Below are 24,163 nucleotides of genomic sequence, written 5' to 3' on the forward strand. Positions count from 1 at the left end.
CAAGAAGGAAACCTTTATGACCAAATACACTGATATCGGCGTCGAGAAGCACGGCCATGTCGGCCTGATCGAAATCCGCAAGCCGCCCTTGAACTTCTTCGACGTCTCCCTGATCAACCAGATCGCGGATGCGCTGGAAGAGTTCGACAAGGACATCGAAATCCGCGCCTCGGTGCTGGCCGCGCAAGGCAAGGCGTTCTGCGCCGGCGCCGATTTTTCCGATCCGAGGCGGCAGGAGCAGGAAGCCAGCGCGCAAAAGGATCCGGCGGCGAACCTGCCGATCAACCATCTCTATGTTCAGGCCGTGCGCATCTTCCGCAACAAGAAGCCCGTCGTCGCCGCCATCCATGGCGCCGCCATCGGCGGCGGGCTTGGACTGGCGGTCTCAGCGGATTTCCGCGTCACCTGTCCTGAAGCGCGCTTCGCCGCCAATTTCACAAAACTCGGCTTTCATCCCGGCTTCGGCCTGACCGCGACGCTTCCCGAACTGGTCGGCAAGAACAACGCAGAACTGATCTTCTACACCAGCCGCCGCGTCACCGGCGAGGAAGCTACCCGGATGGGCCTCGCCAATCTCTGCGTGCCGCAGGATCAGGTGCGAGCTGAGGCGATGAAGCTCGCCGCCGAAATCGCCGAATGCTCGCCGCTCGGCCTGATCTCAACCCGCGCCACCATGCGCGCCGGCCTCGCCGACCGCGTAATGGCCGCCACCAACCACGAGCTCGCCGAGCAGACCAAGCTCCGCGCGACGGAGGATTTCAAGGAAGGCGTCAAGGCCACTGCTGAGCGCCGGGTGGCGAATTTCAAGGGGCGGTAAGACCGCGCCGCTTGCGCCTCTTCCCTTCTCCCCTTGTGGGAGAAGGGAAGTGCGGCCCTCACGCCAGCAGGCCGAACGTCACCCCGCAAAGATCGAACGTATCGCCTGACACCTTGCAGCCCTTGGCCTTCGCCGCGTCGCGCACCTTGGCGACGTCGGCAACCCTGAACGTCAACCCGCTCATCAAATCGCTTGCGCCCTTGACGAAACGGAAGCCGGCATTGGGCAGTTTCAGTTCGGGCTCACCGTTTGCATTCTTGCTGACGGCAACACCCAAAATCTTCCCCCAATGCTCCGCCAGCCCTTGCGGATCCGGGCTCTGCATCTCGACTTCCGTCAGCGCCAGCGTCACATCCTTCCGAATCGACTTCTGCCAATCCGGCCCCGCCGGCGGGTACGGCCCCAGCACATCGTCGCTGCCATCGGTGTGGTTGAACTCGATGAACGCCGCACGGCAATCGCGCGGGTGCAGTTGCACGCCGTGATAGGGCGCGTGCGTGATTACGTTGGCGGTGCGCACGCCGATGCCATTGGCGTGCCTGCCGCGCGCATCGGGATCGTCGCAGCAGAAGATCGCCATGTAGCCGCCGCGGCCGCCGGTCTTGTCGAGAAAACGCCCTGCCGCGGTGCCCGGCTGGGTCGGCGCCACGACTTCCAGCAAAATGGTGTCGACCGGCAGCAGCGCATTCTCCAGCCCGTATTTGGCGACGTTACCGTCACGGTAACAAACGTTGAGGCCCATGATCGCGGAAATATCCGGGATCACCGGCGCCAGATGCGGCGCCACCAGGCAGATCTGCCGGAGCCTCAGATATTCAGCCATCTCAATGTCCCTGAAATACCGGCTTGCGCTTCTCGACAAAGGCTTTCGCCGCTTCCTTGTGATCGGCGGTGTCGCCGGAACGCGAGTGGTGGATCGCTTCGGCGTCGAAGCAGGCTTCCAGCGACATCGTCTCGGCGTTGTTGATGTTGCGCTTGATGTAGCCCAGCGTCACCGACGGCCCCTGCGCCAGCGACATCGCGAGATCATGCGCCTCGGCGTCGATGTCGGCGTCCGGCACCACTTTCGTCACCATGCCGAGATTATAGGCCTCCGTCGCGCTCAGCACCGGCGAGGTCAGATACAATTCGCGCGCTTTCGCACTGCCCAGCATCTGGGTCAGGAAATAGGTGCCGCCGTAGTCGCCTGACAGGCCGACCTTGGCAAACGCGGTCGTGATCTTGCAGGACCCGCTGGCGACGCGCAGGTCGCAGGACAGCGCGATCGAGAGGCCGGCGCCGGCGGCAGCACCATCGAGCTGCGCCACCACGGGCTTCGGCATCTGGTGCAGGATGCGCGACACTTCCATGCCGCGGCGCAGATTGGCCATCTTGGCCTCGAAGCCGAGCGACGCCCTGCCCTCCGCCATCGACTTGACGTCGCCGCCGACGCAGAACGTGCCGCCCGCGCCCTTGATCAGCACCGCGCGCACCTCGTGATCCTCCGCCGCGCGCCGCGCCGCCTCCACCAGCCCGCGCGTCATCTCCGGATTGAGCGCGTTGCGCCGGTCGGGACGGTTCATGGTGATGGTGAGCAAGCCCTGTTCGAGCTTCTGGAGGACCATTTCGTTTGCGCTCATGGATCGGTGCTTTCGTTGTTGTTGGTTGCATCGTCATTCCGGAGCGATGCGCAGCATCGAACCCGGAATCTCGAGATTCCGGGTCTGGTGCTAGCGCACCATCCCGGAATGACGGCCTTCGGCCGTCACTTCTTCACCAGCGGGCAGCGCGAGGCTTCCAGCGGCTGGAATGCCTCGCTGCCGGGGATCGTCGCCAGCAGCTTGTAATAGTCCCAGCGCGCCTTCGACTCTTGTGGCTTCTTGACCTCGAACAGGTACATGTCGTGCACCATGCGGCCATCCTCGCGAATCCGGCCGTTCCTGGCGAACATGTCGTTGACCGGCGTCTCCTTCATCACCTTCATGACCGCGGCCGCGTCCGTGGTGCCGGCGGCCTTCACGGCTTTCAGGTAATGGCCGACGGAAGAGTAAACGCTGGCCTGCGCCGCGGTAGGCGGCCGCTTGACGCGCTCCACGAAGCGCTTTGAGAACGCCCGGGTATCGTCATTGAGATCCCAGTAGAACGCCTCCGCCAGCAACAGGCCCTGCGCCGTCTCCAGGCCCACGCTGTCGATGTCGGTCACGAAGGCGAGCAGCGGCGAGAGTTTCTGGCCGCCGCTCTTGGTCAGCCCGAATTCCGCCGCCTGCTTGATCGCGTTGATGGTGTCGCCGCCGGCATTCGCTAACCCCACGACCTTCGCCTTCGAACTCTGCGCCTGTAGCAGGAACGAGGAGAAGTCCGACGTGTTGAGCGGATGCTTGACGCCGCCGAGCACCTTGCCGCCGGCCTTCACCACCACATTGGTGGTGTCCTTTTCCAGGTCCTGGCCGAAAGCATAGTCTGCGGTGAGAAAGAACCAGGTCTCAAAACCTGATTTGACGGTGGCGAGCCCGGTGACGTTGGCCTGTCCAAACGTGTCGTAGGAATAATGCACGGTGTAGGGACCACAGGCCTCGTTGCTGAGGCGAATCGAGGCCGGGCCGCTATACATCACAATCTTGTTGCGCGCTTTTGCAATCTCGCCGGCGGCCAAGGCAGTCGCAGACGCCGCCACGTCGTACAGCATCTCGACACCCTGGTTGTCGAGCATGTCGCGCGCGATGCTGGCGGCAAGGTCAGCCTTGTTGAGATGATCGGCCGCAACGATCTCGACCCTGCGTCCCAGCACCTCGCCGCCAAAGTCCTCCACCGCCATCTTCGCGGCGGTCTCGCTGCCGGGGCCGGTGATATCGGCGTAAAGCCCGGACATGTCGAGGATGCCGCCGAGCTTGAGCGGCGGCTTGCCTTGCGCCAATGCCACCGTCGTCGACAGCGCCAGTACCGCGGCGACAATGCCTGTTGTTGCTCTTTTCACGAAGGCCTCCCTGCTCACACGCCACATTGCCTGCGGCTTTGAAATTTGCTCGCCGCGATCATGCCGCATGGCATCATCAGCAGCAAGGCGCTGACGTTTTCCGCTAAACGGAATGACTAGCCGAGCGACTACGCACTGGCTCGACAGCAACGCTCACCAGTTGCCGGGCCGGGCCACTTGTCCACGCCTGAGCAAGCTTTCCGCTTCTTCGATTTCGGGCAGATCTCGCTGCGTGTCGAAATCAACAAGAACGGGTGCGAGCACCTCTTGTATTGCCTCGGCTCGTCCATCTGCACAATAGAGGTGTGCAAGTCCGATTGCGCTGCGCAGCTCGAAAGTCCTCGTCTGTTGGGTGCGGGCGATGTCCAGGGCGCGACGGAACGTGTCTTCGGCCATCGAAACATCAGGCGGATCAAGACGCAACAACAGCTCCCCCTGGCTGCGATGGAGTTCGGCATCGAGCCAATGCTGGCCGGATTGTTCTGTCGAGGCGATCAACTCCCGCAGGATTTCCAGCCCGGTCTCCGTTTGCCCCGCCTCCGCATTCGCCAAAGCAACCTGCATTCCCCAGAACGGTTCACAGAGGTAGCAGTCATTCTCGTGAAGCAGTGTCCAGCCCCGGCGCATTTCCGCCAGTCCACCCGTCCGGTCGCCGGCGCGCCACTGTGCCAGGCCGTTCAGGTAGCTGCCAGCAGCCACATACAGCGGCATCGTATGCTCGCGGGCGAGGCCGAGCGCGAGGATCGTCTCCGTTTCCTGCAACATGCCGCCGCATAGTCCGTCGAAGACCGCCTTGTGAACGAGTGCATTGGCTTGAGAAAGCGCTGGCTTGTCTCCGGTGGCGCGCACCGCTTCGGCGGCGAGCCGGCGCGATCGATCAATTTTGCCGAGCGGCCAAAGCACCAGCGCAAGAAATCTCATGATGACGAAAGGCAGGTCCAGCGCCGACGCCCTGAAGGTCGCCGGGTTGCGTTCGGCCTCATAGGTCGCGAGCGCTCGCTCAAGATGCAGTTGCGCGTTCAGGTAATCGCCCCCGAACCAGGAGGTTACGCCGGTCGTACAATGTGCGACGACTGCAGCCACCGGCGACTCCGGCCGCTGCCTGGCGACGCCCATGATGGCCTCCGTCAACTCCCGCATCGGCGCGATCTCGCCATGGGTCAGGCAGGCATTGAACAGGCCCGAATGGATCGGCGCCAGTTCGACCGGGTCGTCGATGTCGGCGGCGAACTGTCGGGCGCGCTTCCATGCGGCCACCGTTTCGGGGGCGCTGTGACCAAGGCTGCCCCGCAGGGCGCGGCCATAGGCGATTTGAAGCTGCAGCCGGTTCATGGTCCGGCCCGGCTCATCGGGCAGCGCATCGGCGATGGCGACCGCCTTGCCGAGATGTGCGATGGCCTCGGTATAGGCTGAGCGTTTCAATGCCTGCTGCCCGGCCTTGCGCCACCATTCGAGGGCTACACCGCTCAGCCCCGCTTCAGTGAAGTGATACGCCAGGACTTCCGGCTCGGTCTCGGCGATGATTGGAAACTTGTCGCGCAGAACGTCGCCGATGTGCTTGTGGAGCAGTTGCCGCCGGCTCTTGAGCAGGCTCTCGTAAGCCGTTTCCTGAACGAGCGCATGCTTGAAGCTATAGGTCGCTTCCGGCGGCGTCCCGCGGCGCACCAGCAGTTCGGCTTCCTCGAGTTGCGCCAGCGCGGCGCTCAGCGTCTGGTCGTCGCGCCCCGCCACGGATCGCAGCAACGTATATGAGAAGTCGCGGCCAATGGCGGCGCCGATCTGCGCCACCTCCTTGACCGGCGCCAGCCGGTCAAGCCGCGCCATCAGCGAGTCCTGCAGGGTCGCGGGAATGGCGAGCGGCGGCAGCGGACTATCGAGGCGGTAGCGCCCGCCATGTTCCACGAGCAATCCCGACTCCAGCACCATCTTGGTCAGTTCTTCCACGAACAGCGGGATGCCGTCCGTCTTGTCGATGATCTGGGTCATCATCTCGCCCGGCAGCTTCCGGCCGACGGTCACCTGCTCGATCAGAGCGCGCGTGTCCTGCCGGTCAAGCCGATCGAGCCGCAGCAGGCTGACATTGGCGAGACCCACCCAGGGCGGCTCGAACTCGGGCCGGAATGTCGCGAGCGCGAGTACCGGCAGTCGCCTTATCCGATCGACCGCGAGGTCGAACAGCTCGAGCGTCGTGGCATCCGCCCAGTGCATGTCCTCGCAGACAAACAGCAGCGGCTGTTGCCGTGCCAGGCCTTCAAACTGGTCGAGAAGGGCAGCGAAAGTCTGTCGCCGCTGCTGCACGGGATTCAAGCCTAGCGGCGGATACCGATCGCCGGTCGGGATCGACAGCAGCGCGGCAATGAGCGGCGCCGTGTTGGCCACCTGCTGCGTTCCAAGCGCAAGCATTGCCTCGAGCTTGTCGAGTTTCCGCTCAGGGCTATCCTGTAGCTCGATGCCGGCGGCGCGCTCAAGCTGGGCGATAAAGGGATGAAGCGCACTGTTGGCGTGATAGGGCGAGCACTGATACCGCAGCCGGCGCGGCGACCCCAACGCAGGGCTCTCGGATAGCGCTGCCACCAGGCGCGACTTGCCGATCCCGGCCTCACCGGAAATCAGCACCACCTGACCTTCGCCCTGCCATGCCCGTTGCTGGCGCGAGAGCACGAATCCGATCTCTGCCTTGCGACCGACAAAGCCGATGGACCGCGCCGTACGCACCGCCTCGAAGCGGCTCTCCGATGCAGCTCCACCTTCGACCGCCCAGACCGCGATGGGTTCGGAGATGCCCTTGACCTCGCGGTGGCCGAGATTTCGAAACGTGAAGAGATCGCCAAGCAATGCGCGCGTCGAAGCCGCAACGACGACCGCTCCCGGCTCTGCCAGGCCCTGCAGCCGGGCAGCGATGTTCGGTGCATCGCCGACCATTGCCTGCTGCTCTGACGCGCCGCCGCTGATGAGGTCGCCTACCACCACCAGCCCGGTCGCAATCGCTATCCGCACCTCGACCCGTTCCGCGCGCGTTTCGAGCGGTCCTACTGCGGCGATGATGTCGAGCCCCGCTCGCACTGCGCGCTCCGCGTCATCCTCGTGCGCGCGGGGATAGCCAAAATAAGCAAGTATGCCGTCGCCCACAAACCTGGCGATAATGCCGTCGTAAGTTGCAATCGCCCTCGCGCAGGCGGCCCGATAGGCGCCGATCACCTCCCACATGTCCTCGGGATCAAGGCGAGCCGAGAGCGCGGTCGAGCCCACAAGATCACAGAACATGACGGTGAGGTGGCGTCGCTCGGCATCGTGCCGATGAACCTGCGCGGCGACCAATTCTGTCTGACTGAGTTCGGCGATCGCGCGCAACATCTTGCGTCGATGGCCGAGCAGGACACCGAGCCTGTCGAGGTCCTGGTCCGTCAGTTCGGGAAGGACACCAAGATCAATCCCGTTCTCGGCAAAACGCAGCGCGTATTGCCCCATGCCGAGATTCTCGAGCCAGTCTGAAATCTGCTGCATGGGATCCACCGGATGTGTGGTTGACAGCAGGCCGAATGGGCCACGGCGAAGAAAAACCTATCCCAATGTCCTGGCGATGGCACGCCTTGATGCAGCAATTCGGCGGCGGCTAGTCCTTTATTTCTTACGAAGCGGTGCTCGGCTACAGTGCTCACTACCAAGCAGCGCATGACACGATGCCAACAACTGGATTTGATGCGCGCGCGATTTTGCAGCAAGCAGCATCGTACAACCAGCGCGCAGGACAGAGTATGCCGATACGTTCACGTGGCAGTTCGTAATGCGTGGAGCGCAGCGAAACCCATCAATCATTGCGCGGAGGCACGATGGGTTTCGCTTCGCTCTACCCATCCACGCAGCGCGCTACCCCAACAGGCCCTTCCCCGGCACATGATTGAGTTCCAGCAGGTCGGGGTCCTCGAACAAAATCGAATAGTACCCCGGCGCCCACTGATCCTCGCGCGGCGCGGATGATCTTTGCGCCAAGCGTCGTCAGAAAGCCGTGCAGTTCATCGATGTCGGCGCGTTCACGGCACGAAAGCAGAGATGATGCAAACCGACACGCTCCTGCTCGAATGCCGCGCCTTCATGCTCGGCTGACGGCGCGCTGATGCCGACCGCGGTCCGGCCGCCGACGCAGTAATAGGTCGTCTCGGTGTCGATCACCGGCTTCAAGCCGAGAAACGGCAGCAGCTTGCGATAATAATCGCGGGAGCGTTCATAATTCGAGGCGGTGAGGAAAATATGTGCGATGCCGTTGACTTCCATTGTCTCTCCCCGCGTGGCAATCTCAGGTAGTGATGCCGTTGCCGGCGACCATACAGGAACAAGCGGGACGAAGAGCAGCGGTATGACCCCTCCGGCATTGCGTAACAGCGCTGCGTTCCCGGCATTGGCCGCGTCATTTCTCGTGCTGGCGACCGCCGGACCGGCCGGCGCCGCCGGTTGCCTGCTTGAGCCGCAGGGCGAAGGCCGCGTTGCCGCCGTGGTCGATGCGCGCAGCCTTCGCCTCGAAGACGGCCGCGAGGTCCGTCTCGCCGGCATCGAGCGTGGTGGAACCGACAGGGTCAGCGGCAGGGCCGCATTGTCCGCCATCGCCGGCGGTCGCGAGGTGACGCTGCATGGCGACGACGACACGCCGGATCGCTACGGCCGCCAGGGCGCCTTTGTGTTCGTGGCCGGCTCGGAACACTCGGTGCAAAGCGAGCTGCTGCGCCGCGGCGAGGCGTTGGTTTCGAGTGACACATCCGAAAAAAATTGCGCTGCAACACTGGCCGCTGCCGAGAACGCGGCGCGGGATGCCAAATTGGGCATGTGGGCTGAAACCACGGCCATAAAAAACGCGGAAAGTTCGGGCGATATTCTGTCCGCGATTGGGCACTTTTCGGTAGTCGAGGGCAGAGTTCTGTCCGTTCGGCAGGCGGGGGCGATTACCTACCTGAATTTCGGGCGGAACTGGACACGGGACTTCGCTGCGACTATTTCAAGGCGCATCATACCGGCGTTCGAGAGCGCCAACCTTGGACCTAAGTCGCTCGAAAATCGACGGATTCGTGTCCGCGGCATTGTCTCGTCGCGGGGAGGGCCACGGATCGAGCTGTTCCGGGTGGGGCAGGTTGAGGTGCTGGGCGGGAAATAACGCATGATCCGAAGGCTGGGCACCGGTTTTCGTTTGGATCAGGCGCAAAACAGGGATGAGATCGACGATCCTGGTCGGATCGTGGGTCCAGTGGCTGATTTGACGCATCGTGGAAAACGGCGCGAAGGAAACTCGGGCTGCCGCCTCTTGGCTGGGCCGGCGCTGTTGTGCGCCGCGCTCACGGTTGCCTCCTGTGGAAATCTCGGAAAACTCGAGACCGCGGCGCCGACGGTAGCGGCGCCCAAGCCGAGCCGCGTCGTCGCGCAGACGCCGGCGAGCGAGCGCGAACATGAGCGCATTCTCGCCTCCTATGGCGGCGCCTATGACGATCCGAAACTCGCGACCCTGATCGGCAAGACGGTCGACCGGCTGGTCGCGGCCTCCGACCGTCCCGAGCAGGCCTACCGGGTGACCATCCTCAATTCCGGGGCCGTGAACGCCTTCGCGCTGCCGACCGGCCAGCTCTATGTGACGCGCGGGCTGGTGGCGCTCGCCAGCGATACCTCCGAACTGTCCTCGGTGCTGAGCCACGAGATGGCGCATGTCATCGCAAAGCACGCCTCGATCCGGGAAGACCAGGCGCGGCAGGCTGCGGTCGTGACCCGTGTCGTCACCGACATGAGCAACGACCCCGATCTGACGGCGCTGGCGCTGGCGAAAACGAAACTGACGATGGCGAGCTTCTCGCGCGCGCAGGAATTCGAGGCCGACGGCATCGGCGTCGGCATTGCGGCCCGTGCCCGTTTCGATCCCTATGGCGCGGCACGCTTCCTCGCCGCGATGGAACGCAATGCGGCGATGAAGGCTGGCAAGACCTCGCTCGATCCCCGCGCGCAGGACTTCCTGTCCTCGCATCCGGCAACCCCCGAGCGCGTGCAGAACGCGCAGGCCAGCGCCCGGCAATACACCTCGCCGCAGAACGCCGAGCGCGACCGCGAGACCTATCTCGCCGCGATCGACAACCTCGTCTACGGCGAGGATCCCAGCGAAGGGTTCGTGCGCGGCCGGCGCTTCCTGCATCCCAAGCTCGGCTTCACCTTCGCTGCGCCCGATACGTTTACGCTGGATAACACCGCGCAGGCCGTGATCGGGGTGCGCGAAGGCGGCACGCAGGCGATGCGCTTCGACGTGGTGCGCGTGCCGGCCGAACAGTCGCTTGCCGATTATCTCAATTCCGGCTGGATGGAAGGCGTCGACAAGGGCTCGACCGAAGACCTCATGATCAACGGTTTCCCTGTGGCTTCGGCTTCCGCGAACGGCGATCAATGGCAGTTCAAGGTCTTTGCGCTGCGCTACGGCAGCGATGTCTACCGCTTCATCTTCGCCGCCAAGCAGCGCAACACCGAGAGCGAGCGCAATGCGCGCGAGACGGTGAATTCTTTCCGCCGCCTGACGCTCGAAGAAATCCAGGCCGCGCGCCCCCTGCGCATCAAGGTCATCACCGTGCAGCCCGGCGATACCGTCGAATCCCTCTCCCACCGCATGACCGGCGTCGACCGCCCGACCGAGCGCTTCCGCATCCTCAACGGCCTCGACCAGCACGCCCAGGTCAAGCCAAGGGATCGCGTGAAGATCGTGGTGGATTGAGGCGCAGGCACTCCGACAGGACGTAGCCCGGTGGCTCCATCTGGGCTACGCATCTAAAGAAGCGAACATCAAATTCGCTACGGCCTCACCTACTCGCTGCTTACACGCGCTCGCCACCGCGCCTCAAACGTATTGTCGGCGTCGACCATTCGCGCCTGTGCATCCATGGGGTCGCTACGTTTCTCTGCGGCGACAACCACGGGCGTAGTAGCGACAACGACGGGCATCACATCGACCTTGGCTTGCGCGGGCGCCACAGCGGCCCACCGCAATGAGGATTTCGGGATCACGGCCTTGCCGGCGTACCAGCATTTTCGTCCGTCGATGAGGCGCCAGGACCAATGCCCTCGTGCATTTGATACCGGCTTGACGCTGCATTCTTTGATCTGCGCTTTCGCCTGCACAGTCGGCATGCCGATCGGCGCGAGAGCAGCAATGCAAGCGGCGAAAAAGACCAGCGGAATTTGAGTCTTCATCGAACACCCCTGCGATTCAATGGAATGCCAGACTCACTTTTAAATTTGGTCACAAGAGGCCGGAAATCTGACCACATTCCGAGAGAATGGCGGCGCGACAGGTTGAGGCGAGAGTTCCCGATCACTGCGGACGCGAGCGACTTGCGCGCTTTGGCACGCATGCGCGAAGTCGAAGACAATCCGGGCAGGTGAGCAAACCAGCATTCACACCGGCATTGTCAGGTCGCCGTCAGCCTCGGGTTCCAATTGCCCTGCCTCAAGTAGAGCGATGGCCAGCACAGATTCCAACGGCGAGATCGCGTCGAGTTCCATCGCGGAACCGGAAGTCGGCCCGCCTTTACTGCAAATGTACTCCGCAAAAATGACCGGAACGGATCGCCGACTCAAACGTCGGCTTCCCAACGGAAAAGGGATCGCGGCATGGAAAACTTTCTTCTTTTCGTATTGTCGAGCAGTTGCTGCACGCTGGTCGCGAGCGTCACGCTCCTGCTGCGGCCATTGGTGGGCCTGCCCTGACTTCGGCGGAACCGGCTCGTCCGCGCAAGCGGCGGCAGATATCGCGCGCCGTTCCTTGAAGTGACCGAAGTTAAGCTTGTCTAGACTGGACGGCAGCCTCGCCAATCTTGCGCAACCACAATTCAAACCCACGTTCGGCGGGTTCTACACGCTGTTCGGCAAGCAAGGCGAAGCCGTCGAGTGCTTTGAGAAGCTCGTCGCGTTCATAGTAGGCGTAGAAGCGTCTACCTTGAAGAAGGGCTCTGGCCTCTGCGCCTCCAGGGTAGCGAGGCCCGAGAATCTCTTCATAACGTTCGCCTTGTCCCTCTTTCATGCTCACGTACAGCACCCCAGCTTTTGACAACAAAGATCTGCACGTCGTTACGCACCGCACGAACTCTGCTTTGGTGAGATGGTACAAGCAGCCACTGGCCCATATGCCGTCGAACGGCCCGCGAAGGTTCGCCATATCGCGGAAATCGAGCTTGAGATAAGTCCCCGAAGGATCTCGTTCTCGTGCAATTCGCAGCATAGCGTCGGACAGGTCGAATGAAGTGACCTGTAAGGCCAGGGATGCCAGGAACCGTGAGTCACGGCCATCCCCACAGCCTGGGACGACAACATGGGCTCCCGGCAGAAAGGCCGCGAAACGCCGCATTGACTCTTCCTTCCAGGCGCGAAGCCCAGGCGTCGCAGTCACGTGGTAGTGCTCAGCGATTCTGTTGTACGTCTCCATGTTCTGCGTCACGTGGTCAACGGCGGTCTCTTTGCTCACATGCTCACCCACAGGATATGACTTGGATCTCAGCCATTATAGTTGCTCCTCAGACAATCGTCGCGGGCTGGCACGGTGTAGGGCCGTTTGTCGGCAGCAGCTATTTGGTCGATGTGCATGGCCGGATGATCCGCATGTGTACCCCGCGGCGGCCCTGGCTAAGTTACAAATGGACGGATGGCTGACTGCGCTTATGCAGCGTGGACGGCGTTCTGAAGAAGCCAGGTTCCACGGCCAGAGGTCGTGAACGCGCTTGAGGGGGGATCCAGCAGGCGAGCCAGCACGTCAGCGAGCCAAGTCTGTGGATTGATGTCGTTGAGCTTGGCTGTGGCGATAGGGGTGTACATGATTGCGGCGCGGCGGCCGCCCTCGTCGGAGCCAGCGCCGCAACTTGGCGCGGCGCCTGCAAGCCCTCCACGACAATCTTGAGCTTCTCATCTCCGGACCAGCGACGCCGCCGAACATCTCGACCGCCTCAGGCCGCCCGACTTGGGCACTGCGCTTATCACCGTCCATAAGGACAGTTCTCAATACCGTGCCTTACCTGCGAGGCGGCCTCCACCGATTGGATGTGTTGAGAGCCCGCCCCTCCCGCGGTTTCTCCCGCAACGCAAACAAAAAGCCCGGTCTTTCGACCGGGCTTTTATCTCAATCCGTCGAACCCTTTCAGGCGGCTTCGTCCGCCACGGCAGCGTCGTCGCCGTCAGCCTCAACATCGGCCTCGTCGGCTTCGCCGTCAGCCTCGGTCGCTTCAGCCTTGGCGCCGCGGCGCGGGCTCTTGGCGAGCTGGCTTTCGATTTCCTTCACCGCTTCGGTCTCCGTCGAATGCTGGACGACGGCGATTTCGCGCGACAGGCGATCGAGGGCTGCTTCATACAGCTGGCGTTCGCTGTAGGACTGCTCGGGCTGCGATTCCGAACGGTAGAGATCGCGGACCACTTCGGCGATCGCGACGATGTCGCCCGAATTGATCTTCGCTTCGTATTCCTGCGCCCGGCGCGACCACATGGTCCGCTTGACGCGCGCACGGCCCTTGAGCGTCTCCAGCGCCTTCTTGACCAGCGCCGGCTCGGACAGCTTGCGCATGCCGACATTGGCGACCTTGGCGGTCGGCACGCGGAGCGTCATCTTGTCCTTCATGAAATTGATCACGAACAGCTCGAGCTTGGCGCCCGCGATCTCCTGCTCCTCGATGGCCAGGATCTGGCCGACGCCGTGGGCGGGATAGACCACGAATTCATTGGCCTTGAAGCCCTGACGCTGGGTCACGACCTTCTTCGGCTCCTCGACGCGCGGCGCGGCGGCGGCAGCCGGCTTGGCGGGAGCCTTCGGCGCAGCAATGGCGGCTTTCGGGGGCGCAGCCTTCACAGGGGTCTTCACAGGAGCTTTGGCAGCAACTTTGGACGCAGGGGTCTTCGAACCCGCCGCTTTCGCGACAGTCTTGGCAGTCTTTTCTGGCATTGCGCTTCTTTTGTTCTTTGAGGACTTTGTGGCCGCAACCTTCCTTGCGACCTTTACAGTCGCCTTGGCACGGCCTTTGGTTGCGCTGCGGCTGGCCGGAGCGGCTTTTTTCGTGGTCTTGGAAGCACTCTTTTTACGCGTTTTCTGTGACACAGCCTGCGCGCGGAACTGCCACGCCCCTGTTCGATGTTTTACGGGAACCCACCGGGGCCACAAGCTACGCATGGCCGGGATCGGCTTGTAATGTGCCCAATATAGCACATTTTCCGCAAAAATCAATGATTTACGCCGGGTTCCGGGCCTTTACGGGGCCGTATCCGCCATAAGTCCAATAACAGGGTTAAATCAGCAACGCTGGTTCGGTTCAGATTGGGGACGAAAACAGGCTCAACGAGCCCTTAACTTATCCACAGCCTAGTCGCCGCTACCGGGTTCCTTGGAAAAATATTTCTCGAACTTGCCCTCCACACCCTCGAATTCTTTCGCGTCCGTCGGCGCTTCCTTCTTCTGGGTGATGTTGGGCCAGCTCTTGGCGTACTCGGTGTTGACCTCGAGCCACTTCTCCAGACCGGGCTCGGTGTCCGGCTTGATGGCGTCGGCGGGACATTCGGGTTCGCAGACGCCGCAGTCGATGCATTCGTCGGGATGGATGACCAGCATGTTCTCGCCCTCGTAGAAGCAGTCGACGGGGCAGACCTCAACGCAGTCGGTATATTTGCATTTGATGCAGGCTTCAGTGACGACGTAAGTCATCCAGGGCTCCGAACAAGGCTCCGAAACGGATCAGTTTTCCGGGGTTTGCGTAGCGCATGCAGTGCGCTGCCGCAAGGGAAGCGGCGTGCTTCAAACCGCCGTTTTCAGGCCTCGCCGCCAGCTCTGTGCACATAGTCACTCTTTGTCATTCTGCAAATCATCGTAGAGCACGCGCGCGGCCGTAGCATCGCCGCGCCGCTCGGAAAATCCGGCCACCTTGAGAACGCGCACGGTGCGATCGAGCGCGATGGTGAGCACGTCGCCGAGCTTAACGGAATGTCCCGGCGCCTTCTCACGCACGCCGTTGATGCGGACGTGACCGGCTTCGACGAGCGCGGCAGCGGAGGTGCGGGCCTTCACCACCCGCGCGTGCCACAGCCACTTATCGAGACGCTGCCGCTCCAAATATCTGCTCGACTATTCCTTGCGATTGCCGGCGAGCTGTTCCTTCAGCGCCGCCAGTTTTGCAAATGGCGAATTGGGATCGACCGGCCGGTCGCGCTCGCGCGGTGCGGCACTGGTCGCCCACTGACGGTGCGATGGTCCTTGGTCGCGCTTGTCACGGCCGCCCTTGTCGCGGCCGCCGAAATCGCGGCCGCCGCGCTCGCCCTTGTTGCGATCACCACCCTTGTTGCGGTCGCCCTTGTTGCGATCGAATTTGTCGCGGCGATCGCCGTCGCGGCCCTTGCCTTCAAAACGCTCGCGGGGCGGACGGTCCTGACGCGTCTGCTCGCGCACTTCAGTCGCCGGTGCGCCCTCAGTCGCGGGCGCAGCAGTAGCATCGGCCGGTGCGCCCTCGCGCGGCTTGCGGAAGTCATTGCGGCGACCGCGCCGATGACGCTGCTCGCGCGGCGCGCCCTCGCCGCCTTCGCCGACTGCGGCAGCTTGCGCGCCTTCGGCCGGGCGGCCGTGATGGCGCTGGCGGTTGCGGTCGTGATGCGGACGGCGCTCGTCGGAACGGCCACCGGGCCGCCAGACTTCGATGAGCGCAGGCTCGGCCGGCGTCTCGGATTTCGTTTCAGGCTTGGCTTCCAAGGCTTCCGCGACTACGGCCTCCGCGGGAGCGGCTTCAGCGGGAGCGCTTTCGGCAGGCGCTTCGCTCGCGGTGGCGGGCTCGGCCGCAGCTTCGGCGGCGCTGATCGTCGGCTCCGCCTCCTGTTCCGGCGGCGCGTCCGCGATCGCGGCTTCCGCCGGCGTGGTCTCGGCGGGTTCGGGTGCGGCCTCGACCGGCGCGGCAGGCTCTTCGCTCGCGACGGGTACCAGCGTGACGTTGGGCAGCAGCGATGCCGACGGCGCGGGATCGCCTGACATCGGCAGATCGGCTGCGACTTCTTCAGCCGGTGTCTCTGCGATTGCCTCGGCACTCGTCTCGACCGGCGGTGCCTCAGTGGAGACGGTCTCGACAACGACTTCGGGCACAGGGACTTCGGGCGCAGGCTTCGGCGGCAATGGCGGGCGCTTGTCCATGCGGTAGCCGAGCGCGCGCAGGATCGAGGCGAAATCCTCGCCGGCAGATCCCGTCAGCGAGGTCATCGCCTGCGTCACCACAAAGCCGCGGCCGTCGAACGCGCCGGTCGGCTTTTCGCCGGGCGACGTTTCGCGCCAGGCCAGCGCGGGGCGAATGAGATCGGCGAGCCGCTCCAGGATATCGACGCGCACCGCGCGCTCGCCGCACTGGCGATAGCCGAGCACGCGATAGGCATCCCGATGCAGCGCCTTGTCGACCGGGAACGAGGTGCGGCCCGAGCTCGCCAGATGCTGCGCGCCAGAGAGCGCGGACATGTCGACATTGTCCTGCTTCTCGGCCCACAGCAGCGAAGCCAGCGCGCGCGCGGCGGGCTTGAGCAGCCCGGGGAAATAGATGTGATAGGCGCCGAACCGCACGCCGTATTTGCGCAACGTGGCGCGCGAGGCCTGATCGAGATCCTTCATCTCGGCGGAGATCTTTGCGCGCTCCAGCACGCCGAGGGCTTCCACAAGCTGGAACGCGATGCCGCGCCCGATGCCGGTGATGTCCTCGGCCTTCGACAGCCCGAACAGCGGCCCCAGCAGCTTTTCGATATGCGTCTTGAGCCACAGATCGAGCCGCGCCTGCACGGCCTCGCGCGGCGCTCCTGACAGGCGATCGTCGGCAATGATGCGCAATCGCGGATGCAGCGCGTCGTCGGCCGCGACGAGCTTTGCAACGGCATCTCCAGTCCAGCGGATGGTGCCGTCTGACGTCAGCACGAACTGATCGTCGGGCGCTGCGGCAAGTTTTGTGGCGCGTGTATCGATCTCGCTGGCGAGCACCTGTTGGGCAGCCGCCTGCAACGCCTTGGCGTCCGAGCCGGCTTCCGCCGCATCGGGTGCAAAGGTAAATCCATCGAGCCGGCCGATCGCGTGGCCTTCCACAATCACTTCGCCGGTCTTGCCAATTTCCGTATTCAAAACTGAGTTCTCCCGCAGGCGGCGCATCAATACACTGGTCCGCCGGTCAACGAAACGCTCCGTAAGCCGTTCATGCAGCGCATCGGATAATTTATTTTCGACCTCCCGCGTGATCCCCTGCCAGTGATCGGGGTCGGACAGCCAGTCCGGGCGGTTGGCGACGAAGGTCCAGGTGCGGATTTGCGCGATCCGGCCCGACAGCGTGTCGATATCGCCGGTGACGCGGTCGGCCTGGTCGACCTGGGCGGCGAACCATGCGTCAGGTATGCGGCCCCTTTTCATCAGGAATGCATAAAGCGTGGTCACGAGCTCAGCGTGGGCCGCGGGCGCCAGCCGGCGGTAATCCGGGATCTGGCAGGCGTCCCACAGCCGTTCCACGGCGGCCGCGCCGTGGGCCATGTCCCTCACCTCGCCGTCGCGCGCCGCATGATCGAGCACGCGCTGATCCTCGGCAATCGGCGCGCGGGTCAAGGCCTCGTGCCCCGGCGGCAGCGCCAGCGACACCTGCAGCGCGCCGAGCGAGGCAAAATCCAGTTTCGAATTGCGCCACTGCAGCATTTTGACGCTGTCGAACGTGTGGTTCTGCAGCGCGTTCACCAGCTCCGGCTCGAACGGCGCGCAGCGCCCCGTGGTGCCGAAGGTGCCGTTGCGCGTGGCGCGTCCCGCGCGGCCCGCGATCTGCGCGAACTCGGACGGGTTGAGCCTTCGGAACTGATAGCCGTCGTATTTGCGATCTGACGCAAACGCCACATGATCGACATCGAGGTTGAGCCCCATGCCGACGGCGTCAGTCGCGACGAGATAATCGACGTCGCCGTTCTGAAACATCGCGACCTGCGCATTGCGTGTGCGCGGCGACAGCGAGCCCAATACGACGGCAGCGCCGCCATGCTGCCGGCGGATCAGTTCGGCAATCGCATAGACTTCATCGGCCGAGAACGCGACGATCGCGGTGCGTCGCGGCTGCCGCGTGATCTTGCGGTCGCCGGCGAATTCGAGCTGCGAGAGTCTTGGCCGGGTGATGATGGAGGCGCCCGGCAGCAGCCGCTCGATGATCGGGCGCATGGTGGCAGCGCCCAGCAGCAGCGTCTCGTCGCGGCCGCGGCGATGCAAAATGCGGTCGGTGAAGACATGGCCTCTCTCGAGATCGGCCGCGATCTGGATTTCATCGACGGCGAGAAAACTCACATCGAGATCGCGCGGCATCGCCTCGACGGTGGAGACCCAGTAGCGCGGATTCTTCGGCTTGATCTTCTCTTCACCCGTGACGAGCGCGACGCTGTCCACGCCCGCCCGATCGGCGATCTTGTTGTAGACCTCGCGCGCGAGCAGCCGCAGCGGCAGGCCGATCACGCCGGAGGAATGCCCCAGCATCCGCTCGATCGCCAGATGCGTCTTGCCGGTGTTGGTCGGCCCGAGCACGGCGGTGACGCCAGCGCCTGGCGCGCGATCGGTCGCGAACGTGGAAGGTGAGAAAGCCATTATGTGCAGGTGTTTCTATTAAGTGCCGGCGCTTGAGCCGTCATTGCGAGCGAAGCGAAGCAATCCATAGCGCGGCAAGCGGAGGAATGGATTGCTTCGTCGCTACGCTCCTCGCAATGACGGGAAGCCCTTCTGGTTCCTCGGCGCCATCCCGCCGATTCTGTTTCACTTTGCGACGGCGATGCGGTCGCGGCTTAAGCTCTGGAACGAGTCTGGAACGAAACGCGCCCGAATCGCTGACTCCTCCCGAAACCCGATACGTTCACCGCAACATCTCGCGCTGACCCGCCCGGGGCGGCACTAGATCAAGTTTACACGGGCTCCACAAGCGGCGGTGTGAGGGTGAAATTCTTAAAGGCCGGAGTCGAATCAGAATGGGGTAAGAGTCAACAGGATTCCCGCGGGCTCGGTGTCCCCCTCTCCCCTTGTGGGAGAGGGTGGATCAATCGCGCAAAAGCGCGATTGAGACGGGTGAGGGGTTCTCTCCGCGAGTCCCGCCCGTGGAGAGAACCCCTCATCCGGCGCTTCGCGCCACCTTCTCCCACAAGGGGAGAAGGAAGAAAGGGCGCGCGCCGCTTCCAGGCTCAATTCGTCTTCGCCACCCTCGGCGGCGCTGCCGTTGTCACAAACGACGTCGCCTCCAGCATCGCCTGGCCGAGCGGCGTCGGGATGGTCATGCGGAAGGGAACCAGGACGCGGGTTCCCGCGATCGGCACGAAGGCGATCTCGATTTTGCGTTCGGTGGCGAGATATTTGATCACGGGGCGATCGGGGATGTAGCCCGCGACCGGCGTGAAGTAGATGGCGCAGACCAGCGCCGGCCCGTGATAGCCCCGCTCGGCCTTCACCATTTCCATGCGCTTGTAATCGAGCTTGAGGTCGTAGCGCATGCGCCCGTCGAAGATCCCCGCGCCGGTGCGGCAGGAATCCGGGCTCAGCACCTCGCCATTCCCCGGCACGCGCAGCATCGAGCCGGTCATGGGATCGAGTACGTTCTTGCGGTGCGCGTCGGTGACGACGATGCGGTCGGGATCGACCGGCGGCGCCGGATCGATCGAAAAATCCTTCACGTTGCCGTTGGTCAGCACGAGGCGGATGGTTTCGGACTTCTTCTGCGTCGTGGTGGTGGCTGTATAGGCATTCGCGACCAGCGCGCCGTTGACGACCCGGCCCTGGCTGGCGCCCGAGCCCGTGCCGCCGGAAAACGCCTTCAACAACCCGGCGGTGCCGCCCTGGGCGGCGGCCGAAAACGTGTCGTCACCGATTTCGATGGTCCAGGCCCCCTTGCCGACCGGAATGCCCGCCAGCGTCGCCTCATACTGCGCATCCAGCCGCCCCTGCGCGGAAGCCGCCTGCGGCGCGAGCCAGAGGCACGCGCCGGCGCACAGGCTGAAAACGAGCCTTGAGGCGAGCCTTGGGGGGTGCGAAACGGCGCATTTGGCGGTCACGAATGGATTGTCCCGGGATCGGCGCGAGCTGACGTTCATGTAGGCAGACATATCCGGCAATCAACGCGCAAGGTTTGGCAAAACCACGCCTATCAGACCTCTCGTCGCCGCCCGCCTTTTGCGGAAGGTCAAAGGCCTACTTAACGAAAGCCATGGTGTCGGCGGGGATTGCGCCCTTTATATGATCCCTTAAGTGGCTGGAACCCCTTGGAAACCGGCTGATTCTGAGCATGGCGTTTTCAAGCGGGGCCTGCCCCGGATTTGGGTGCCTCGGTGGACTTCCGCCTCGCGTGAAGAAAACGCGCCAAAACAAGGGACTTGCAGCCTCGAAACGGGCCTCCCGCCGCCCCAAAAACCTTGACCGGATGGCCATCTCCCCCTATACGACCGCAGTTCCTGGAAATGGACGCGATTTTGGACCCCCGCGACGCCCGCGAGATGCGTTGCCTATGGCGGGGATGGAAGAGGATTTTGCAATGTCCCGGCGCTGCGAACTGACGGCCAAGGGCCCCCAGACGGGCCACAAGGTGAGCCACTCGAACATCAAGACCAAGCGGCGCTTCCTGCCGAACCTGGTCAACGTCACCTTCATCTCGGACGCCCTCGCCCGCAACGTGCGCCTGCGCGTCTCGACCAACGCGCTCAAGAGCGTCGACCACAATGGCGGCCTCGATGCCTATTTGATCAAGGCCAAGGCCGACGTGCTCTCCCCCCGCGCGCTGGATCTCAAGCGCGCGATCGAGAAGAAGGTCGGCAAACCGGTGTTCGTGAAGAAGGCGAGCTGAGTTTTAGCTGCATCGGCGGATCAGAGTTTTGAGCGGCCGGGTCGAAAGACCCGGCCGTTTTTGCTTTGGGGAGTGATGCCGAGCGTTGATGAACGAAAAGGAAGACCCTGCCTACAAGGCAATCAAAGAGACTGCGGCCCCGGTGGCTTTTAAGAGACTGACCAGACGTGCTGCCTGTGACTTAGGCGCGGCGATCGCCAAGAGCCGCTGAGCGCGAGAAGCTCCAACATAGATTTTGCGCGCGTCCTCTCCATCGGCAAGGGAACTGGATGCATACAGAAGGTCGATTATCCCTTTGGCCGTACGTGGCGACATCACCACGCACATCGCAGGAAACTCCATTCCCTTCACACTGTGAATGGTATGGCAGCTAAGTCCGCTCGTTGGCGCGCACGAGAGCGCCTTCCCTAAGTCCGCGTTACGGCGAAGCCGCTGGTTGATCGACTTTCCATCCATCGGAAATAGTGGCGCGAGAATTCTGCGCGCGTGATCAAGCCAAGCGTCGGCGGTGATAAAGCACTTCGGATCAAACCGGAGTTCATCAACGAGTTCCAACACTCGCGGCCGCCACGAACCGGGTTCAATTCCTGAATCGGAGATGTACTGGTGATACGTCTTGTTGCCGAACTTGCCCTCAAGTTCAAGAATAACTCTGTGAACCGCTTCGAGCGCGTCCTTCCGACCACCAAGCTCAAATGAGAAATGATAGTTACTGACAGCGACGGCCAATCGGTAACTGAGATCCTTGACACCGCTGTCGGTCGGATGGCCAAGCGCGTTCGCGCCGCTTAAGCGCGTCGCCGCTACGACGGGACACTGGCGTGCGTCCAGCTTAAGGGCTTCCGTTAGTTTGCGGAACTTTGCTCCGACGCTCGCAGGAACGCTGTTGCCTGGATAAGTCAAAACATAGACTGGCGTCGACTCGTCTCGATACTCGCCGAGAGCTTCGTCTATCGCTAAGCGCGCATTCGGTGCACGTAGCGACCCTATCGCTTTGGCTATGTGTTGACTTGAGCGAAAATTGCCGGTTATCGGCAATCTCTCGCTCACGTCGAAGCTTTGACCGAACGCTATTAATTCGTCCGCTACTCCGCCGCGAAAGCCGTAGATCGCTTGATTTGGATCGCAGATAACCTTCACAGGAATGGAGGCGGCTCGAAACCAATTTATGATTTCTAGGTCCACCGGATTACAATCCTGCGCTTCGTCAACGACAAGCTCCTGAAATCGTGCAGCTAGCGCGGGCGCCAACACTGGATCGCGGAGACGTTCAAGCGCAATCGCCCGCGCGTCCGCGAAGTCTAACTCGCCTCGCTCCAGGAAGCGGGTACGGGTGTTACGAGCCACCGTCTCATACGCTTTGATCTTACCTCTAAAGCCGTGCCGCGCTAGCGCGTCCGGAATCGCGCTGCCAGTTGTTCGATCGAAGCATTCAAGCGGTAGGGCTTGCGCGGCTGGGAAAAGTTTGATGGGACGTTCGTCCTTGTCAGGGATTAGGCGAGGGTGCGTTGAACAGCCGGGCGCTCCGAACGGAGCGATCAGAAACTGCCAAAGAAAGCTGTCGAATGTTCCGATGAAGTGAGGAAATACTGTATCATGCAACAGACCTTCGAAACGCAATCGACCTTCCAGTTCGGATACAGCGGCGATTGTGAAGGACAGAAAGGCGATACCGCTTCCAGACCGACGATTGGCCAACAGCTTTCGGGCCCGTTCAACCAACACACGGGTTTTGCCCGATCCCGGACAGGAAGCCACGAAAGCGGACCCACTATGGTGGATGATGCGGGCTTGTTCTGCCGTTGGTGTGAAGGGCCTGATCGTCATTCGACCAATGCTTCAACAGCTCGCTTAAGATAGATAGGCACACTAAAGGCCCGACCGTCGTTAATCTGCTCGGCTAGAAGCTGAGCAAAGTCACCCTTGCGTGTCGTTTCGAACAGTTGCTGTATTGCCAGGGCTTGAGCATTACCAATCAGAGCAAGCGCCGAGTCCCATTTGTCGCCAGAGCGCGGATGCAGCGCGAGATAGACGTTCTTTAGCAAGGGGCCGTTGCCCGCCCGCACCAACTCCGTTTCGAGCGAGTAGTCGTTAATGACTATCTCAATTAAATGGCCTGCGCCGAGCGTCGCAGCAACAGTTTCTAGTCGCGCCTTGCGCAGCTTGCCCGGAGATTCCTGCCCCTCCTCTAAATCACTGCCGTCGCCATCCGTGAGCACAACCAAACGGTCAGCGATGCGGATTTCATCAAACGGGGTTAGCAAGAGCTTTGCGTATGGCTCGAAATCAACTCCTTCGATAGGAACGAAGACTGCCGAACGAAACAGCCGAAGCTTTTCAGGACTATTCTGAAACACGAGCTTCTTTGCGATGGTAGGCAGCAGCAATGCCTCCGCGATACCCTCAACTAGCAGCACTCGCCCGCCAAATAGAAAGGCCGACTTGGTGACATCAAGATAGCGATCAATTTTCCGTCGCTCGATTGGATCCAGCGCCAAAGAACCAAGCGGAATGCAACGCGTCACACGCCGAGATCGAGACTGAGGCGTAGATGCGACTGTTACACCCGTAGTGAGGGGATTTGCTTCCTCGACCGCTTTGGGCATAAACGACCGGAAAAAGACTAGCTTCCTATTTTCTACCCATGCCGAAAGATTTGGCGAATGGGTTGCAACAATGATCTGCAATTGACCGGCGGGTCCCTTATGATCCGGCGGCAATTTCCGTGACTTCTCTGCTTGCTCCTCGAGAAAGCTGAGTACTGCGGCCTGAAGCTGGGGATGAAGATGTGCCTCAGGCTCCTCAACTAAAAACAACGTCAAGTCAGCGTCATTGACCCTCTCTAGCTCGACCGCGATGGTCGACATGTAAAGCAAATTGGCGTAGCCGTGGCCCGAGTAGCGCAAATCCTCAGGCTCAATGCCATAGTCGGCGAGCTTAAAGCGTAGATCGCGCGCAATATCTATTAGCTTCTCGTCATTGGCGAACCCAAGCGACGCAGCCTGCCTGCGCACACCAGAGGTGAGCGCGGTCAACCCAACCTCCACTGCGTCGCCGACCTTACCAAGGATATCAGCGTCGGCACCTCTCCGCAGTGATTTCGCCAATGCCGCGGCATCACCACCATCGAGGAAATGATTCAATAGTGCGTAAATCCGCGTAGGATTCCCCGAGGCCAACGCACGCTTTGCGTCGCGTAGTGGTGGCAGATAGACATGCCGAATCATCTCGTGGCACCCAGATTCTGGGGTGCTTTGCTGATGCCCACCCCAAATCACGGGCCGCACGGGAAAGCGATCACTGCTTTCGTCATAGCGCAGGCCGAACACACAGCCGGTGATCGCATGATCCGTAGCGGCCGAAATCATTCGTCCTTTCTGCGCCGGACTTAGCTCGTCATAGTGTCCAATGAGTTCGAACTGACGTTTGGAGCTTCCAAAGCGGATGTCGGTCGTCTCGCAATAGATTTCACGTCGCCCTCCCAAGGAGGCGGTTAAGAGCCGAATGGCGTCGATCGCATTGCTTTTGCCGCCATTGTTTTCACCAACCAAGATAGTC

At 62.3% G+C, this 24,163-nt stretch carries 19 protein-coding genes and 1 pseudogene; 4 read left to right on the forward strand and 16 right to left on the reverse strand.

Going from position 1 to position 24,163, the window contains the following annotated elements; all coding sequences use genetic code 11:
- Positions 1-16: 16 nt before the first annotated feature.
- Entirely contained in the window at positions 17-817 is an 801-nt protein-coding gene (locus V1294_RS01395) for an enoyl-CoA hydratase/isomerase family protein (protein WP_334494686.1), read from the forward strand.
- Between the two features lie 58 nt (positions 818-875).
- Here the strand turns inward: V1294_RS01395 and V1294_RS01400 are convergent, their stop codons facing one another.
- The 5 genes from V1294_RS01400 to V1294_RS01420 all read right to left on the reverse strand — a co-directional run bounded on the left by V1294_RS01400 (position 876) and on the right by V1294_RS01420 (position 8,042).
- Complete coding sequence (locus V1294_RS01400) at positions 876-1,640, reverse strand: hypothetical protein (protein ID WP_334486886.1); 765 nt, start codon at positions 1,638-1,640, stop codon at positions 876-878.
- A gap of 1 nt (position 1,641) precedes the next feature.
- On the reverse strand, positions 1,642-2,436 hold the full coding sequence (locus V1294_RS01405) for an enoyl-CoA hydratase (protein WP_334486889.1): 795 nt from the start codon (positions 2,434-2,436) through the stop codon (positions 1,642-1,644).
- Between the two features lie 125 nt (positions 2,437-2,561).
- Positions 2,562-3,770 (reverse strand): ABC transporter substrate-binding protein, encoded by a 1,209-nt coding sequence (locus V1294_RS01410; protein WP_334494687.1) that lies wholly within the window; start codon positions 3,768-3,770, stop codon positions 2,562-2,564.
- 153 nt (positions 3,771-3,923) lie between these two features.
- On the reverse strand, positions 3,924-7,274 hold the full coding sequence (locus V1294_RS01415; protein ID WP_334494689.1) for an AAA family ATPase: 3,351 nt from the start codon (positions 7,272-7,274) through the stop codon (positions 3,924-3,926).
- Between the two features lie 492 nt (positions 7,275-7,766).
- On the reverse strand, positions 7,767-8,042 hold the full coding sequence (locus V1294_RS01420; protein WP_334494690.1) for a VOC family protein: 276 nt from the start codon (positions 8,040-8,042) through the stop codon (positions 7,767-7,769).
- 82 nt (positions 8,043-8,124) lie between these two features.
- On the opposite strand from V1294_RS01420, the gene V1294_RS01425 reads away from it, so the two are divergent.
- Positions 8,125-8,913 carry a thermonuclease family protein gene (locus V1294_RS01425; protein ID WP_442895418.1) on the forward strand — a complete coding sequence of 263 codons (789 nt, stop codon included), beginning with the start codon at positions 8,125-8,127 and terminating at the stop codon, positions 8,911-8,913.
- A gap of 3 nt (positions 8,914-8,916) precedes the next feature.
- Complete coding sequence (locus tag V1294_RS01430) at positions 8,917-10,500, forward strand: M48 family metalloprotease (RefSeq protein WP_334494693.1); 1,584 nt, start codon at positions 8,917-8,919, stop codon at positions 10,498-10,500.
- Between the two features lie 89 nt (positions 10,501-10,589).
- On the opposite strand, the gene V1294_RS01435 is transcribed toward V1294_RS01430, so the two are convergent.
- The 9 genes and pseudogenes from V1294_RS01435 to V1294_RS01475 all read right to left on the reverse strand — a co-directional run bounded on the left by V1294_RS01435 (position 10,590) and on the right by V1294_RS01475 (position 19,820).
- Positions 10,590-10,976 carry a hypothetical protein gene (locus V1294_RS01435; protein ID WP_334494695.1) on the reverse strand — a complete coding sequence of 129 codons (387 nt, stop codon included), beginning with the start codon at positions 10,974-10,976 and terminating at the stop codon, positions 10,590-10,592.
- A gap of 204 nt (positions 10,977-11,180) precedes the next feature.
- Positions 11,181-11,597, reverse strand: coding sequence for a hypothetical protein (locus V1294_RS01440; RefSeq protein ID WP_334494696.1), 417 nt, complete (start codon positions 11,595-11,597; stop codon positions 11,181-11,183).
- Positions 11,563-12,246, reverse strand: coding sequence for a class I SAM-dependent methyltransferase (locus V1294_RS01445; RefSeq protein WP_334494697.1), 684 nt, complete (start codon positions 12,244-12,246; stop codon positions 11,563-11,565). Before V1294_RS01445 ends, V1294_RS01440 begins: the two co-directional genes overlap by 35 nt.
- A gap of 225 nt (positions 12,247-12,471) precedes the next feature.
- Positions 12,472-12,665: pseudogene (locus V1294_RS01450) on the reverse strand (transposase domain-containing protein); the annotation flags it as partial.
- Between the two features lie 247 nt (positions 12,666-12,912).
- Positions 12,913-13,614, reverse strand: a complete 702-nt coding sequence (locus tag V1294_RS01455; protein WP_334486910.1) for a CarD family transcriptional regulator — start codon at positions 13,612-13,614, stop codon at positions 12,913-12,915.
- A gap of 507 nt (positions 13,615-14,121) precedes the next feature.
- Positions 14,122-14,460, reverse strand: coding sequence for a ferredoxin FdxA (gene fdxA, locus V1294_RS01460; protein WP_108512449.1), 339 nt, complete (start codon positions 14,458-14,460; stop codon positions 14,122-14,124).
- 135 nt (positions 14,461-14,595) lie between these two features.
- Positions 14,596-14,865, reverse strand: coding sequence for an RNA-binding S4 domain-containing protein (locus V1294_RS01465; RefSeq protein ID WP_334486912.1), 270 nt, complete (start codon positions 14,863-14,865; stop codon positions 14,596-14,598).
- Between the two features lie 12 nt (positions 14,866-14,877).
- Complete coding sequence (locus V1294_RS01470) at positions 14,878-18,372, reverse strand: helicase-related protein (protein WP_334494700.1); 3,495 nt, start codon at positions 18,370-18,372, stop codon at positions 14,878-14,880.
- A gap of 584 nt (positions 18,373-18,956) precedes the next feature.
- Entirely contained in the window at positions 18,957-19,820 is an 864-nt protein-coding gene (locus V1294_RS01475; protein WP_442895306.1) for a DUF3108 domain-containing protein, read from the reverse strand.
- 476 nt (positions 19,821-20,296) lie between these two features.
- Here V1294_RS01475 and rpmB point away from each other — a divergent pair, with 476 nt between their 5' ends.
- The gene (gene rpmB, locus V1294_RS01480) at positions 20,297-20,605 is read left to right on the forward strand and encodes a 50S ribosomal protein L28 (RefSeq protein WP_108512821.1); all 309 of its coding nucleotides are present in this window, start codon (positions 20,297-20,299) and stop codon (positions 20,603-20,605) included.
- Between the two features lie 111 nt (positions 20,606-20,716).
- On the opposite strand, the gene V1294_RS01485 is transcribed toward rpmB, so the two are convergent.
- Both V1294_RS01485 and V1294_RS01490 read right to left on the reverse strand, forming a co-directional pair.
- Positions 20,717-22,432 (reverse strand): ATP-dependent helicase, encoded by a 1,716-nt coding sequence (locus V1294_RS01485; protein ID WP_334494702.1) that lies wholly within the window; start codon positions 22,430-22,432, stop codon positions 20,717-20,719.
- Positions 22,429-24,156, reverse strand: a complete 1,728-nt coding sequence (locus V1294_RS01490) for an ATP-dependent nuclease (protein WP_334494704.1) — start codon at positions 24,154-24,156, stop codon at positions 22,429-22,431. The genes V1294_RS01485 and V1294_RS01490 overlap by 4 nt, the downstream gene beginning before the upstream one ends.
- Positions 24,157-24,163: the final 7 nt, after the last annotated feature.

This window comes from Bradyrhizobium sp. AZCC 1678 (assembly GCF_036924765.1).
GTDB lineage: Bacteria > Pseudomonadota > Alphaproteobacteria > Rhizobiales > Xanthobacteraceae > Bradyrhizobium > Bradyrhizobium algeriense.

What these genes read in the sequence shown, in the direction of transcription:
- V1294_RS01420 (WP_334494690.1), bottom strand. Translation starts at nt 8,042, where the DNA reads ATGGAAGTCAACGGCATCGCACATATTTTCCTCACCGCCTCGAATTAT.
- V1294_RS01405 (WP_334486889.1), bottom strand. Translation starts at nt 2,436, where the DNA reads ATGAGCGCAAACGAAATGGTCCTCCAGAAGCTCGAACAGGGCTTGCTC.
- V1294_RS01430 (WP_334494693.1), top strand. Translation starts at nt 8,917, where the DNA reads ATGATCCGAAGGCTGGGCACCGGTTTTCGTTTGGATCAGGCGCAAAAC.
- rpmB (WP_108512821.1), top strand. Translation starts at nt 20,297, where the DNA reads ATGTCCCGGCGCTGCGAACTGACGGCCAAGGGCCCCCAGACGGGCCAC.
- V1294_RS01395 (WP_334494686.1), top strand. Translation starts at nt 17, where the DNA reads ATGACCAAATACACTGATATCGGCGTCGAGAAGCACGGCCATGTCGGC.
- V1294_RS01485 (WP_334494702.1), bottom strand. Translation starts at nt 22,432, where the DNA reads ATGACGATCAGGCCCTTCACACCAACGGCAGAACAAGCCCGCATCATC.
- V1294_RS01435 (WP_334494695.1), bottom strand. Translation starts at nt 10,976, where the DNA reads ATGAAGACTCAAATTCCGCTGGTCTTTTTCGCCGCTTGCATTGCTGCT.
- fdxA (WP_108512449.1), bottom strand. Translation starts at nt 14,460, where the DNA reads ATGACTTACGTCGTCACTGAAGCCTGCATCAAATGCAAATATACCGAC.
- V1294_RS01400 (WP_334486886.1), bottom strand. Translation starts at nt 1,640, where the DNA reads ATGGCTGAATATCTGAGGCTCCGGCAGATCTGCCTGGTGGCGCCGCAT.
- V1294_RS01425 (WP_442895418.1), top strand. Translation starts at nt 8,125, where the DNA reads ATGACCCCTCCGGCATTGCGTAACAGCGCTGCGTTCCCGGCATTGGCC.
- V1294_RS01415 (WP_334494689.1), bottom strand. Translation starts at nt 7,274, where the DNA reads ATGCAGCAGATTTCAGACTGGCTCGAGAATCTCGGCATGGGGCAATAC.
- V1294_RS01470 (WP_334494700.1), bottom strand. Translation starts at nt 18,372, where the DNA reads ATGGCTTTCTCACCTTCCACGTTCGCGACCGATCGCGCGCCAGGCGCT.